The 14,043-nt window shown below is 66.8% G+C and carries 12 protein-coding genes; 7 read left to right on the forward strand and 5 right to left on the reverse strand.

The genetic code is table 11. The features are described from left to right. The first annotated feature begins 96 nt into the window (after positions 1 to 96). From AC5QAB_RS19390 to AC5QAB_RS19410, 5 genes are all read left to right on the forward strand, one after another. Positions 97 to 1,083 carry a malate dehydrogenase gene (locus AC5QAB_RS19390; protein WP_004153634.1) on the forward strand — a complete coding sequence of 329 codons (987 nt, stop codon included), beginning with the start codon at positions 97 to 99 and terminating at the stop codon, positions 1,081 to 1,083. Positions 1,084 to 1,241: 158 nt separating this feature from the next. After that, positions 1,242 to 1,856, forward strand: a complete 615-nt coding sequence (locus tag AC5QAB_RS19395) for an RluA family pseudouridine synthase (RefSeq protein ID WP_032955877.1) — start codon at positions 1,242 to 1,244, stop codon at positions 1,854 to 1,856. Between the two features lie 718 nt (positions 1,857 to 2,574). Then, the gene (prpE, locus tag AC5QAB_RS19400; protein ID WP_197562092.1) at positions 2,575 to 4,455 is read left to right on the forward strand and encodes a propionate--CoA ligase; all 1,881 of its coding nucleotides are present in this window, start codon (positions 2,575 to 2,577) and stop codon (positions 4,453 to 4,455) included. A gap of 216 nt (positions 4,456 to 4,671) precedes the next feature. Next, the gene (locus AC5QAB_RS19405; RefSeq protein WP_401748094.1) at positions 4,672 to 5,175 is read left to right on the forward strand and encodes a hypothetical protein; all 504 of its coding nucleotides are present in this window, start codon (positions 4,672 to 4,674) and stop codon (positions 5,173 to 5,175) included. Positions 5,176 to 5,221: 46 nt separating this feature from the next. Next, complete coding sequence (locus tag AC5QAB_RS19410; protein WP_495233573.1) at positions 5,222 to 6,277, forward strand: suppressor of fused domain protein; 1,056 nt, start codon at positions 5,222 to 5,224, stop codon at positions 6,275 to 6,277. Positions 6,278 to 6,396: 119 nt separating this feature from the next. Here the strand turns inward: AC5QAB_RS19410 and AC5QAB_RS19415 are convergent, their stop codons facing one another. The 5 genes from AC5QAB_RS19415 to AC5QAB_RS19435 all read right to left on the reverse strand — a co-directional run bounded on the left by AC5QAB_RS19415 (position 6,397) and on the right by AC5QAB_RS19435 (position 11,862). Then, positions 6,397 to 7,008 (reverse strand): glutathione S-transferase N-terminal domain-containing protein, encoded by a 612-nt coding sequence (locus AC5QAB_RS19415; RefSeq protein WP_197561684.1) that lies wholly within the window; start codon positions 7,006 to 7,008, stop codon positions 6,397 to 6,399. An 84-nt stretch (positions 7,009 to 7,092) separates the two neighbouring features. Then, the gene (locus tag AC5QAB_RS19420) at positions 7,093 to 7,551 is read right to left on the reverse strand and encodes a cell wall hydrolase (RefSeq protein ID WP_004154513.1); all 459 of its coding nucleotides are present in this window, start codon (positions 7,549 to 7,551) and stop codon (positions 7,093 to 7,095) included. A 298-nt stretch (positions 7,552 to 7,849) separates the two neighbouring features. Then, positions 7,850 to 9,880 carry an FAD-dependent oxidoreductase gene (locus tag AC5QAB_RS19425; protein WP_197561685.1) on the reverse strand — a complete coding sequence of 677 codons (2,031 nt, stop codon included), beginning with the start codon at positions 9,878 to 9,880 and terminating at the stop codon, positions 7,850 to 7,852. Positions 9,881 to 10,017: 137 nt separating this feature from the next. Beyond that, complete coding sequence (gene yczE, locus AC5QAB_RS19430) at positions 10,018 to 10,647, reverse strand: membrane protein YczE (protein WP_014646070.1); 630 nt, start codon at positions 10,645 to 10,647, stop codon at positions 10,018 to 10,020. Positions 10,648 to 10,842: 195 nt separating this feature from the next. Next, complete coding sequence (locus tag AC5QAB_RS19435; RefSeq protein ID WP_032955885.1) at positions 10,843 to 11,862, reverse strand: zinc-binding alcohol dehydrogenase family protein; 1,020 nt, start codon at positions 11,860 to 11,862, stop codon at positions 10,843 to 10,845. Positions 11,863 to 12,219: 357 nt separating this feature from the next. On the opposite strand from AC5QAB_RS19435, the gene AC5QAB_RS19440 reads away from it, so the two are divergent. Both AC5QAB_RS19440 and AC5QAB_RS19445 read left to right on the forward strand, forming a co-directional pair. After that, positions 12,220 to 13,311, forward strand: coding sequence for an OmpA family protein (locus AC5QAB_RS19440; RefSeq protein ID WP_014646072.1), 1,092 nt, complete (start codon positions 12,220 to 12,222; stop codon positions 13,309 to 13,311). Positions 13,312 to 13,529: 218 nt separating this feature from the next. Further along, positions 13,530 to 14,036: a hypothetical protein gene (locus AC5QAB_RS19445; RefSeq protein ID WP_014646073.1), complete on the forward strand. Its 507-nt coding sequence runs from the start codon at positions 13,530 to 13,532 to the stop codon at positions 14,034 to 14,036. Positions 14,037 to 14,043 lie beyond the last annotated feature (7 nt).

Here is a 14,043-nt window from a genome sequence, read left to right on the forward strand (position 1 = left end):
ACGGGTGGCCGTTTCCCTGTTCCCCGCCGCCCGCCAGGCCTGCGTGGCTCTGCCCGCGGCGTCCCATCAAACGCTTGCAAGCAAGAGGAAACCCCCATGAAAGCACCCGTTCGTGTTGCCGTGACCGGCGCCGCCGGCCAGATCGGTTATGCCCTGCTGTTCCGCATCGCCTCCGGCGAAATGCTGGGCAAGGACCAGCCGGTCATCCTGCAGCTGCTGGAACTGCCGGTCGACAAGGCCCAGGCCGCCCTGAAGGGCGTGATGATGGAGCTGGAAGACTGCGCCTTCCCGCTGCTGGCCGGCATGGTCGGCACCGATGATGCCGAAGTCGCGTTCAAGGACGCCGACATCGCCCTGCTGGTTGGCGCACGTCCGCGTGGCCCGGGCATGGAGCGCAAGGACCTGCTGCTGGAAAACGCCAAGATCTTCACCGCCCAGGGCGCGGCGCTGAACAAGGTCGCCAGCCGTGACGTGAAGGTGCTGGTGGTCGGCAACCCGGCCAACACCAATGCCTACATCGCCATGAAGTCGGCCCCGGACCTGAAGCCGGAAAACTTCACCGCCATGCTGCGCCTGGACCACAACCGCGCGCTGAGCCAGCTGTCGACCAAGCTCGGCAAGCCGGTCGGTGGCATGGAGAAGCTGGTCGTGTGGGGCAACCACAGCCCGACCATGTATCCGGACTACCGTTTCGCCACCGCCGATGGCGCGTCGATCGCCGATGCGATCAACGACCAGGAATGGAACGCCAACACCTTCATCCCGACCGTGGGCAAGCGCGGCGCGGCGATCATCGAAGCCCGTGGCTCGTCTTCGGCCGCTTCGGCCGCCAACGCTGCCATCGACCACGTTCGTGACTGGGTGCTGGGCAGCAACGGCAAGTGGGTCACCATGGGCGTGCCGTCCGACGGTTCCTACGGCATTCCGGAAGGCGTGATCTTCGGCTTCGCAGTGACCACCGAGAACGGCAAGTACACCCTGGTGAAGGATCTGCCGATCGACGACTTCAGCCAGAAGTACATCGACAAGACCCTGGCCGAGCTGGAAGAAGAGCGCGCCGGCGTTGCCCACCTGCTGGGCTGATGCAGGCGGTACCGGCTCGAGGCGGTACCTCTTTCATCAAGGTAGGTGTCGACCGCTGGTCGGTACATTCCCATCGAGGTAGGTACCGACCGTTGGTCGGTACGCAGAACGGGGAAGCTTCGGCTTCCCCGTTTCTGTTTGGACGGATACGGAGCCGCATGATCCACCTGCATTACATCGACGACGCGCTGCTGGTGGCCGAGAAGCCGGCCGGCCTGCTGTCCGTGCCCGGCCGCGGCGCCGAGAACCAGGATTGCGTGGTCGCGCGCCTGCAGGCGCTGTACCCGGATGCGTTGACCGTGCACCGCCTGGACCAGGTGACCTCCGGCCTGCTGCTGCATGCGCGCGGCAAGGACATGCAGGTGGCGTTGTCGATGCAGTTCGAGCAGCGCCAGGTCGGCAAGCGTTATGAAGCGATCGTGGAGGGGCTGCTTGAAGGCGATGCCGGCGACGTGGACCTGCCACTGATCGTGGACTGGCCAAACCGGCCGAAGCAGATGATCGATCACGAACGCGGCAAGCCGGCGCTGACGCGCTGGCGCGTAATGGCGCGTGATGCCGAAGCGCAGCGCACGCGCGTGGCGCTGGAACCGGTTACTGGCCGCAGCCATCAACTGCGCCTGCACATGGCCAGTCTCGGCCATCCCATCGTTGGCGATGTGCTGTATGACGCCGCGCCTGCGCAGCGCGTGCATCTGCATGCGCGCAGCCTGCGGTTCACCCACCCGGTGACGGGCGAGGCGCTCGCGTTCGAGTCCGCCACTCCGTTCTAGGGGTTCGGCAGGGCTTGCAGCCCTGCACCTGCTACGAACCGGAGCAACGTCAAAGGCCAAGGCGGCGCTGGTCTTCTGCTTGCTGGGCGGGGCGGTGTGGGTGGGCAGGACACGCCGTAACCCCCCCTCCGGGGGCCGGCCCAGCCGCTGGCGGCTGTGCGTTCGGGCGCTTGCAAAGCAGTGCTTCGCAAGCAAAGCGCCCTCACCCATGGGGGCTCGATGGCGCCATCCATGGCACCAACGGTCCTGCCAACCCACACCGCCCCATCCCCGACAGATTCCTGCGGCGGTTGGTAACGGCTGTCGCTGTTGGTGTTGGTAGGTGTCGACCTTGGTCGACACGATTTTTCTGTCAGATATCGAATTGAATATTGAATCTGGGGATCCGACCCCGTGCTCCGACAGATCGCGGAAGTCTGTCGAAGGCGGGGTGGGTCCGGTTGCGGGGGGCCAGATCAGTGAGCCGCATGGATGCGGCGACCGAGCCTCCATGGACGGATTCACGGCGTCCCCCGCAACCGGACCCACCTCGCCATCCCACGGGAAACCCGCTGTTGCTTCGGCTGTTGCTTCTGAGGTTGCCGGCCAGCGGCCGGCACTACCGCGGGTGCAGGGCGCAGCCCTGCATGAAAACCCCACCCCCTACCAAGGTAGGGCGGCCCGCGCGGCAGCGCCGGACTATCCTCGAACCCATGACTTTGTCTGGGAGGGCTGCGTCATGAACTACGAGGAAACCTACCGTCGCTCGATCGACGAGCCGGAGGCCTTCTGGGGCGAGGAAGCCAAGCGCATCCATTGGCACAAACCGCCGCAGCAGGTACTCGACTACAGCAACCCGCCGTTCCGGCGCTGGTTTGTCGGCGGTGAAACCAATCTCTGCTACAACGCCGTCGACCGCCATCTGGCCGAGCGCGCCGACCAGCTCGCGCTGGTTGCCATTTCCACCGAGACCAGCAGCACCCGCGAGATCACCTATCGCCAGCTGTATCGGGAAGTGAACGACTTCGCTGCCGCGCTCAAGCACCTCGGCGTCGGTCACGGTGACCGTGTGGTGATCTACATGCCGAACATGGCCGAGGCGGTATTCGCCATGCTCGCCTGCGCGCGCATCGGCGCCGTGCATTCGGTGGTGTTCGGTGGCTTCGCCGCGCACAACCTGGCGCTGCGCATCGACGATGCCAAGCCGAAGCTGCTGATCGCCGCCGATGCCGGCATGCGCGGTGGCAAGCTGATTCCGTACAAGCCGATGGTCGATGCAGCCTGCGCCGAAGCCACGTCGCCACCGCCGCACGTGCTGATCGTGTCGCGCGGACTGGATGCCGCCGAACCACGCGTGCCGGGCCGCGATGTGGAGTACGCCGCGCTGCGTGCGCAGATCGGTGAGGTCGACGTGCCGGTGCAGTGGCTGGAATCGAGCGAGCCGAGCTACCTGTTGTATACCTCGGGCACCACCGGCAAGCCGAAGGGCGTGCAGCGCGATGTCGGCGGCTACGCGGTGGCGATGGCACAGTCGATGGAAACCGTGTTCGACTGCAGGCCGGGCCAGGTGATGTTCTCCACTTCCGATGTCGGCTGGGCGGTAGGCCATTCCTACAATGTGTACGGCCCGCTGATCGGTGGCTGCACCTCGCTGCTGTACGAAGGGCTGCCGACCAACCCGGATCCGGGCATCTGGTGGGCGCTGTGCGAGCAGTACAACGTGCGCACGATGTTCTCGTCGCCCACCGCTATCCGCGTGCTGAAGAAGCACGATGCGGACTTCATCCATCGCCACGACCTGCGCGCGCTGAAGTACCTGTTCCTGGCCGGCGAGCCGCTGGACGAACCGACCGCGCACTGGATCAGCGAAGCGCTCGGCAAGCCGATCATCGACAACTACTGGCAGACCGAGACCGGCTGGCCGGCGCTGACCCTGCTGCCGGGCCTGGAGATGAAGCCAGTGCGCTTCGGTTCGCCGGGCTTCCCCAACCTCGGCTACCGGATGAAGGTGATCGACGAGAACACCGGTGAGGAAGTCGCACCGGGGCAGAAGGGGGTGCTGGTGGTGTCGCCACCGTTGCCGCCGGGCTGCATGAGCACGGTGTGGAACGACGACAATCGTTTCCTGCAGAGCTATTTCAGCCACTTCAAGGAACTGCTGTACAGCTCGCTGGACTGGGCAATCCGCGACGACGATGGCTACACCTTCATCCTCGGCCGTACCGATGATGTGATCAACGTGGCCGGGCACCGGCTGGGCACGCGCGAGATCGAAGAGGCCATTTCGAGCCACCCGCGCGTGGCCGAGGCTGCCGTGATCGGGGTCAAGGACGAATTGAAGGGGCAGGTGCCGCTGGTGTTCGTCACCCTCAAGCAGGGCCTGGATGGCGAGGATCCGGCGCAAGTGGTGGCCGAGATGATGGCCACGGTGACCACCTCGCTCGGCGCAGTGGCCCGCCCGGCGCACGTGCACGTGGTCAACGCGCTGCCCAAGACCCGTTCGGGCAAGCTGCTGCGGCGCTCGTTGCAGGCGCTGGCCGAGCAGCGCGACCCGGGTGACCTGTCGACGCTGGACGACCCCGGCGCGCTGGAGGAGATCCGCCGGGCGCTGGGCCGTTGATCCGGTCGTGCCGGCCACTGGCCGGCACCCCCATCCACCCCGAGGTTGCCGGCCAGCGGCCGGCACTACCCGCAGTACTTGCGCTAAGCTCGGCCTGTCATCGACCTGCAATACGCGGCTCGCGCCGGGGAACGCGCGTGCCGTCCGGAGATGGCAACACAGGGGGGCGTGCCCGCGAGGGCGCGCCGGCATTGCGCATCGAGCGAGGGGGAGGCAATGGCATTGCTGCACGCCAAGACGGCTGCTGGCCGTCAGGAAATCGAAGACCGTAGCCGGCGCCTGCCGGCGGCACTGCGTTCGATCCTGCTGATGGTCGATGGCCATCGCAACGACACCGAACTGCGTGGCCTGTTCGAAGGCCTGCGGGCACCACCGGACGCGCTGGAGCAATTGTCAGCACAGGGCCTGATCGAAGTGATCGGCGGAAGCGCAGAGGTGGCGCCGGCGCGCGGCATCAGCACCGGGCGCGAACAGGACCCGGCGCTGTACCAGCAGTTGTACGACGCGATGAGCGAGGCGGTGCGCCGCCACCTGGGCCTGAAGGGCTACTTCATGCAGTTGAAGATCGAACGCTGCACCGATGCGCTGGCGCTGGAGCGCTTGTGCCCGGAGTTGCTGGCGGCGGTGGGCAAGGCGCGCAGCCCGGCATTGGCGCAGCGCTGGTGGCAGGAAACCCAGGCGGCGGTGCTGAACGCTGGCAGTGAGATCGTGCAGGCCTGAGCCACCGCGTAAAGTGATCGGTTCACTTCCCTACAAGGAGTCCCGCGTGCAGGACGACCACGACGACACCGACACCCCAGGCTGGGACGCGATCAATGCGGCGCTGGCGCCGCTGTATGCCGGCCAGGAGCCGCGTCACTTCGGCACCGCGCTTCCGTACACGCTCGGTGGCCAGGATCCACTGGATGGCATCAGCGTGTACTGGGCGGATGCGCCGGTACCGCACTGGCATTACATCACCTACGGCTTCTCCGAGCTGTACGCCAAGGAGAGCAGTGATGCAGATGCCAGCGGTTATGGCTTCGAGCTGACCTTCCGTCTGGCTGCCGAGGCCGGTGAGAACGCCGGCAGCACCCCGCCGGTGTGGCCGATGAACCTGCTGCAGAACCTGGCGCGCTACGTGTTCGGCAGTGGCAACGTGTTCGAGGATGGCCATCACCTCAACGCCAACGGTCCGATCGCGCTGGAGACCGGCACGCGGCTGTGCCATCTGGCCTTCATTGCGGACCCGCAGTTGCCGGCGCGGGACACGGCCAACGGCCATCTGCAGTTCCTGCAGCTGGTCGGATTGACCGATGAGGAGATGGAGGCGGTCAAGCGTTGGTCGACGCGTGGCGTGCTGCAGGCGCTGCTGCCGGCAATGCCGCTGTGGATCAGCGATCTGCATCGCGACAACCTGCTGGACGATCCGGCGCTGGCACAGCGGGTGCAGGCCGGCAGCGAACGCGAGGGTTCCAGCACCGGCATGCTGTTCATCGAGACCCTGGACTGGCGGCAGGAGGCGGGCGTCACCACGCTGGTGCTCGGCGCCGGTCAGGTCGCCAGCGTGTGCGAACTGTTGCCGCTGCGCCTGCGCCACGGCAAATCGCTGGAACTGGCCAGCCGCGAGCGGCAGTGGGAGTTCATCGCGCAAGGGGGCGGTGAAGCGGCGGACGTATCCGCCGACAGCGCGCGCTGGTCACTGGACGAGGCGGGCCTGCAGGCCCTGGCAGGGGTGCGCGCCGAGCGCGGGGTTTACCCGGTGGCGGGGGCGCTGCGCATCGAAGTGGTGCCGACCTACCTGCGCGATGCCAAGGGGGAAGTGATCCGCCAGATCGGCTGATCGCGCGAATGATATCGAGAGGTCGGAGCCGCCTGCTGCGCAGGCGGATCCGACCCCGTCTGGTGGCCGGTGGGGTCAGATCCGTCCGCCACGCGAACGGCTCTGACCCCTGACCAAGGTCAGGCCAGGCCTTCGGCCTTCAGCGCGGCCTGCACGCCGGCATCGGCATCCATGCGTGCCTTGTAGGCGGCCAGATTGTCCAGGCCCGACAGGTCGACCTTGGTGCCGGCGGCCCAGCGCAGGGTGATGTAGAAGTACGGGTCGGCGAAGCTGCGGAAGCCGGCCAGCCAGGGCTTGTCGGCCAGCTGCCTGTCGGCGATCTCGAACAGGCCACGCAGGCGCTTGTGCGCGGCGGCGCGGATCGCGTCGTACTGGCCTTCGTCGGCAATGAACTTGCCCGGCGCGAACAGCGGCGAGAAGGCCGGGTGCACGTCGGAATTGACGAACGCCAGCCAGCGGGTGGCTTCGGCGCGCTGGCGCGGGCTGCCGTCACCGCCGAGGCCGGCCTGCGGGAAGCTGTCGGCGATATAGCCCATGATCGCGGCGTTCTGCAGCAGCACGAAGTCGCCGTCGACCAGCGCGGGCACCGCACCGGCCGGATTGATCTTGAGGAATTCCGGACCCTTCAGGGTGTCCTTGTTCAGCAGTTCAACCTCGAACGGCTGGCCGGTCCACTGCAGGGCGATGTGGTCGGCGGTGGAACAGGCACCGGGCTTGCTGTACAGCTTCATGGGAACTCCAGGTGATGCGGGCGGGAAACGCCCACTATCCCAGAGCCTGCCGGCAGGCGGCAACGCTGCCGCCGGCACGGATCGTTACGACTGCCGCGGCTTGAGGTTCTGCACCTTATAGAAGGTGTGATCGCCGATGGTGGCCACCTGGTAGGCATTGCGCCAGTTCGGGCTGGCGATGGACAGCGCGGCGAAGTGGCTGGCACCGGGCACGATCTCGCGGCGCTCGCCGGCCGGCAGCGCCCAGTTGCGCTCGGCGTCGAAGGCCACGTTCATTGCCTCGCTCCAGGCCGCGTCGTTGCCCAACTGGGTGCCGGGGGAGACGATGGTCGGTGCGAACTGCTTGCGCGCGGTGACCACCTGGCACATCGAGTCGCCCCACAGGCCACTGTCGAGACGGCGCAGTGCGACCTCGGCGACGGCCTGCTGGCCGCGCAGGGTCTGGTCGCGGGCTTCCAGGTAAACGGTGGTGCTCAAACACAGTGAATCAGCGGCCGGCTGCGGCAACAACTGCGACAGCCAGAGAATCCAGGCCAGTTTCATATAACTCCTTGCTCCGTATGGGTCGCACTTTCCGGTTCCGGCCGCAGGGCGACAGGAGGCGGGGTACGACTTGGCGTCATGGGGAGGCGGCCATCGGGGCCGCCCCGTGGGCAGCCCCAAAAGAAACGACCAGTACCGATCGTGGGGGGCTGCGCCGGCTCACCGGAAACTGGCTGGTGAGCGGAAAGATGGCGCAAGGTAGGGGGGCGTAGCCGAACGCATCGTGAACCGCTCGGCTTGACATTCAGGTTCAATGAGGGTGACGGAAATCACATTCCGCCCCCCATTCAGGCGCTCATCAGAGTGCGGCGGCAACCCGGCTGCCCTGGTCGATGGCGCGCTTGGCGTCGAGTTCTGCGGCCACGTCGGCACCACCGATCAGCTGCGCGTTGACGCCGGCCGCCTGCAGTTCGGCCTGCAGCGTGCGGTTCGGTTCCTGCCCGGCGCAGATCACCACATGGTCGACCGGCAGCAGCTGTTCGCTGCCGTCCACGCGGATGCGCAGGCCTTCGTCGTCCACCCCGAGGTACTCGACGCCACCGAGCATGCGCACGCCCTTGGCCTTCAGCGTGGCGCGATGGATCCAGCCGGTGGTCTTGCCCAGGCGCGCGCCGGGCTTGCCCGGGCTGCGCTGCAGCAGCCACAGCCGGCGCGGCGAGGTTTCAACCTCCGGCCTGGCCAGTGAGCCGCGGGCCTCGAAGGTGCTGTCCACGCCCCATTCGGCCATCCAGCGCTGCGGGTCGAGGGAGGGGGACTCGCCGGCGTGGCTGAGGAATTCGCCGACATCGAAGCCGATGCCGCCGGCGCCGATGATCGCCGCACTGGTGCCGACTTCGACCCGGCCCAGCAGCACGTCCAGGTAGCTGACCACCTTGGCGTGATCGGCACCGGGGAAATCGACCTTGCGCGGGGTGATGCCGGTGGCCAGCACCACCTCGTCGAAGCCGGTCAGCTGGGCGGCATCGGCGCGGGTGCCGAGGCGCAGCTGCACACCGGTTTCGGCCAGTTTGTGGCGGAAGTAGCGCAGGGTCTCGTGGAACTCTTCCTTGCCGGGGATGCGCTTGGCCACGTTGAACTGGCCGCCGATCTCATCATTGGCGTCGAACAGGGTGACCTGGTGACCACGCTGGGCAGCGACGGTGGCACAGGCCAGGCCGGCGGGGCCGGCACCGACCACCGCAACCTTCTTCGGCGCAGCGGTGGGGCGATAGACCAGCTCGGTCTCGTGCGCGGCGCGCGGATTGACCAGGCAGCTGGCCAGCTTGTTCTCGAACACGTGGTCCAGGCAGGCCTGGTTGCAGGCGATGCAGGTGTTGATCGCCTCCGCGCGGCCGGCACGGGCCTTGTTCGGCCACTGCGGGTCGGCCAGCAGCGGGCGCGCCAGCGACACCATGTCGGCGCCGCCATTGGCGAGGATGCGCTCGGCGACGTCGGGCATGTTGATGCGGTTGGTCGCCACCAGCGGCACCTTCACATGCGGCTTGAGCTTGGCGGTGACCCCGGCGAAGGCAGCACGCGGCACCGAGGTGGCGATGGTCGGAATGCGCGCTTCGTGCCAGCCGATGCCGGAATTGATGATCGTTGCGCCGGCCGCCTCGATGGCCTGCGCCTGCTGCACGATTTCTTCCCAGCTGCTGCCGTCGTCGACCAGATCCACCAGCGACAGGCGATAGATGATGATGAAGTCCGGGCCGCAGGCCTCGCGGATGCGGCGTACGATCTCGACCGCGAAGCGCATGCGTTGGCGCGCGTCGCCGCCCCAGGCATCGGTGCGCTTGTTGGTGCGCGGGGCGATGAATTCGTTGATGAGGTAGCCCTCCGAACCCATCACTTCCACGCCGTCGTAGCCGGCCTCGCGGGCCAGCTTGGCGCTGCGTGCGTAATCGGCGATATGCCGGTCGACGCCGCTGGCCGACAACGCGCGCGGGGTGAACGGGTTGATTGGTGCCTTCAGCTTCGACGGTGCCACCGACAACGGGTGATAGGCGTAACGGCCTGCATGCAGCAGCTGCAGGCAGATCTTCGCGCCGTGCTGGTGCGCGGCGGCGGTGAGCTGGCGGTGCGGCCGCACTTCCCAGGGCCAGGACAGCTTGCCGCCGAACGGCTTCAGCCAGCCGACCACATTCGGTGCGAAGCCGCCGGTGACGATCAGGCCGACGCCGCCCTCGGCGCGCTCGGCGAAGTAGGCCGCCAGCCGCGGGAAGTCGCGGGCGCGATCCTCCAGGCCGGTGTGCATCGAGCCCATCAATACGCGGTTGCGCAGTTGGGTGAAGCCCAGGTCCAGCGGGGCGAACAGATGGGGATAGGCGCTTTCGTTGGCTGGCGACATGGTCGATACGCTTGCGTACGGAAGCGCGAAGCGTGCCGCGAAACGGCGGCCGGGGCAAGGGCCGCTGGATGGCGCCGGCGGCGGCGCCCCCGAACTCCGGGGCGGTCGTGCCGGCCGCTGGCCGGGTACGGGGCAGCTCAGGGTGATTGCGGCTGCCGGGCAGCGGCGGGTACGACCGGGGGGCGGCCGATCCCGAACCAGCCCAGCGTGACGCCGCACAGCGGGCCGATCAGCAGGGCGAAGGCGAGGGTGCCGAGGCCGACATTGCCGCCCAGCCACCAGCCCAGCAGCAATACGCTGCCTTCGATCAGGCTGCGCACCTTCCAGATCGGCCAACCGGTGCGGGCATGCAGGCCAGTCATCAAGCCATCGCGCGGTCCCGGGCCGAGGCGGGCGCCGATGTACAGGCCGGTGGCCAGCGCGACCAGCAGCATGCCTGCACAGAACATCGCCAGCTGCCAGCCCACGCCGATGGCCGGTGGCAGCAGCCACAACCCGAACTGTGCGGAGGGACCGATCAGCATCACGTTGAGCACCGTGCCGACGCCCGGCTTCTGGCGCAGTGGCCACCACAGCAACAGCACCAGTGCGCCGATGACATTGGTCGCCAGCCCGAAGGACAGCGGCGTCTGTGCGGCGATGCCCTGCGACAGCACGTCCCAGGGCGCCACGCCGATGGCGGCACGGATCATCAGCGAGGCACCGAAGCCATACAGGAACAGGCCGGTGATCAGTTGCAGCAGGCGCAGGGGCAGGGCGGTAGGCATGGTGGGCTCGGGGGAGAGGATATCTGTTTCCACCGTATCCCTGATTTCCTTGAGGCCATAGATACAGATCCCAGCCAATCCGCTGGTACAGGCAGCGCCGATCCTGCATGCGGGCGGTTGTGCAGGGCCGCGCCCGTGCTCTGCTGGTGGCGGCAGGCGTAGCAGCCTGGCGTGGGCTCGGCCTACATCACGGCGTCAGTCGTCCCAGCCCACCAGCGCCAGCTTGCCCACCGTGTGCCCGCTGGCCAGGCGCTGATGCGCGATGTCCAGGTTGGCCGCATTGATCGTGCCCAGCGTTTCACTGAGCGTGCCACGCAGCTGGCCGGCATCGATCATGCTGGCGGCGCGGCTGAGGATGCGATGCTGTTCGATGCAGTCGGCGGTGGCGAAGCGCGAGCGCGCGAACATGAACTCCCAATGGATGCCGATGCATTTGGCCTTGTACGGATCGCCGATGCGCAGTGCGCCACGCGGCTCCACGATCAGGCCGACATGGCCCTGTGGTGCCAGCAGCTGGCCCAGTTCGTCCCAGTAGTGATCGGTGTCGGCCAGGTTGAGCGCCACCTGCACTGCGTCGATGCCCAGTGCCTGCAGCTGGGGCTGCAGCGGCTGCCGATGGTCGATCACATGCGTGGCCCCCATCTGCCGGCACCAGTCGATCGAGGCCTCGCGCGAGGCGGTGGCGATCACCTCGAAGCCGGCATGGCGGGCCAGCTGGATCGCCATCGAGCCCACGCCTCCCGCACCGCCGATCACCAGCAGGTGCTGGCCGCCATGGCGGCGATCATCCAGATGCAGCGGCATGCGCTGGAACAACAGCTCCCAGGCGGTCAGCGTGGTCAGGGGTAGTGCGGCGGCTTCGGCGAAATCGAGCGTGGTCGGCTTGCGGGCGACCAGGCGCTCGTCCACCCACTGGTACTGGGCGTTGCAGCCCGGCCGGGTAACGTCACCGGCGAAGTAGACCTCGTCACCAGAGGCGAACAGGCTGGCCTCGTCACCGATGGCTTCGACCACACCGGCGGCGTCCCAGCCGAGCACCCGGGGAACCTCAAGGGTGGCCGGATCGGTAGCGGCCCGCTGCTTGCCATCGACGGGGTTGACCGATACCGCTTCGATCCGCACCAGCAGATCGCGGCCGCGAGGAGGCAGCGGCGGCGGCAGCAGGACATCACGCAGGGCAGGTGCGTATTCACGACTCAGGGCGACGGCTTTCATCACGGCTCCGGCTGGGTTCGTGATCCCATCATAAGGTTCCTCACGTTTCCGCAAACCTGCTGAACCGTGCGATGCAATGTGCTGCGCAGTATGTCGGTTTTCGCGCTTAAACCCCGTCAAACCCTTGCAGCGTGTGGGTCTTGCGGATTTTCATCATCCTGTATAGGGTTTCAACGTCGGACCGGTCGACGGTCGGGCGCAACACTTCACATGTTACGGGACTGTTAACATGGCCTTCACCCGCCTGAGCATAATGTTCGCGGCGGTGGCGTGCTGAATCGGCTGTCGTACATCGACGCACTAGTGCTGGCCCATGCCTCTACCGGTTTCATACCCCCGAAATAGGAGCTGTACTCAATGAACAAGAAGATCCTTACTGCCGCGCTGCTGGGCGGCCTGGCTTTCGCCCAGGCAGCTTCGGCGCAGGAGTTCGATGACCGCTGGTACCTGACCGGTTCGGCCGGCTTCAACTTCCAGGACAGCGACCGTCTGACCAATGACGCTCCGTTCGTGACCCTGGGCCTGGGTAAGTTCATCAGCCCGAACTGGTCGCTGGACGGTGAACTGAACTACCAGAACCCGAACTTCGACAGCAACCAGGACCTGAACTGGTCGCAGTACGGCGTCTCGCTGGACCTGCGTCGCCACTTCATCAAGGAAGGCCGCGGCTGGAACCCGTACATCGTCGGTGGCCTGGGCTACCAGAAGTCGGAAGAAGAGTACGCTGCAATCGACAACAACGGTCCGCGCCAGCGTAAGGACGGCAACGTTGCCGCCAAGCTGGGCGTCGGCCTGCAGACCACCTTCGAGAAGCGTGTTGCTGTCCGCGCCGAAGTGGCCTACCGCGCTGACTTCGACGACCAGAGCATCGCCGCCAAGGACGAGAGCTGGTTCGGCGACGTGCTGGCTTCGGTCGGCGTCGTGATCCCGCTGGGCCCGGCTCCGGTCGCGGCTGCTCCGGCTCCGGCTCCGGTTGCCCCGAGCTGCGCCGACCTGGATGACGACGGTGACGGCGTCAACAACTGCGACGACAAGTGCCCGAACTCGCAGCCGGGTCAGACCATCGGTCCGGACGGTTGCCCGGTTCCGGTCTCCATCGACCTGAAGGGCGTCAACTTCGACTTCGACAAGTCGAACCTGCGTCCGGACGCCGTGGCGATCCTGAGCGAAGCCACCGAGATCCTGAAGCGTTACCCGGATCTGCGCGTTGAAGTTGCCGGTCACACCGACTCGAAGGGTACCGACGCTTACAACCAGAAGCTGTCGGAGCGTCGCGCCACCGCCGTGTACAACTACCTGACCAAGAACGGCGTCGACGCCGGTCGCCTGGTCGGCCCGATCGGCTACGGCGAGAGCCGTCCGATTGCTCCGAACACCAACCCGGATGGTTCGGACAACCCGGAAGGTCGCGCCAAGAACCGTCGTACCGAGCTGAACGTCCAGAACTAAGTTCTGACGCTCTGCCAGTAGGACACAGCAGGACCCGGCTTCGGCCGGGTCTTGTTGTTTCTGCGGTCCGGAACCCGGCGTTTCAGGCGCGGGAGTAACCGTTCGTCGGGATTTTGCCCATAAAACCAATGAGTTGCCGTATTCATTGAAAGTGGCGCTTGAAAGCTGTCGCGGCATTGCTAAACTCGCCGCGTCACTTCCTTTCCTGGATGCCCTTCATGCTGCGCTCTGCATCGGCCGCCTTCCTGGCGCTGGCCCTGGTTCCCGCCGCCCACGCTGCGGTCGATTGCTCGGTCAACACCAGCGCCTCGCCGCTGCCGTTGCCGGCCACGACCATCGCGCCGGTGGCCGACGAGCTCTACATCCGTGGCAACCAGCTGGGCATGCCGGCCGGCGTGCTGAGCAGCAACTACGATCCGTCGCAGTCGCTGGACCAGGTGCTGCAGCGCCTGCGCATCGATGGGTGCCAGAACATCGCCAAGGCCATTCCGAGCGCACCGGCGGTGAAGCCGAACGATCCGGCGGCCTACAAGCCGCAGACCGAATTCGACAACACGCCCTGGCGCTTCGACATGAGCCAGAACGGCAAGCGCATGACCGCCGAAGAGTTCGACGCCTGGATGAAGGCGCGTGGCGTGCGTGTGGTCAAGGCGCGTCCGGCTCCGGCCGCCACTCCGGCTGCGGCCGAAGCACCGGCTGAGACCAAGCCGGTCGACAAGAAGTAAGCGCGGC

Source organism: Stenotrophomonas sp. YJH_SMC_127 (assembly GCF_059372445.1).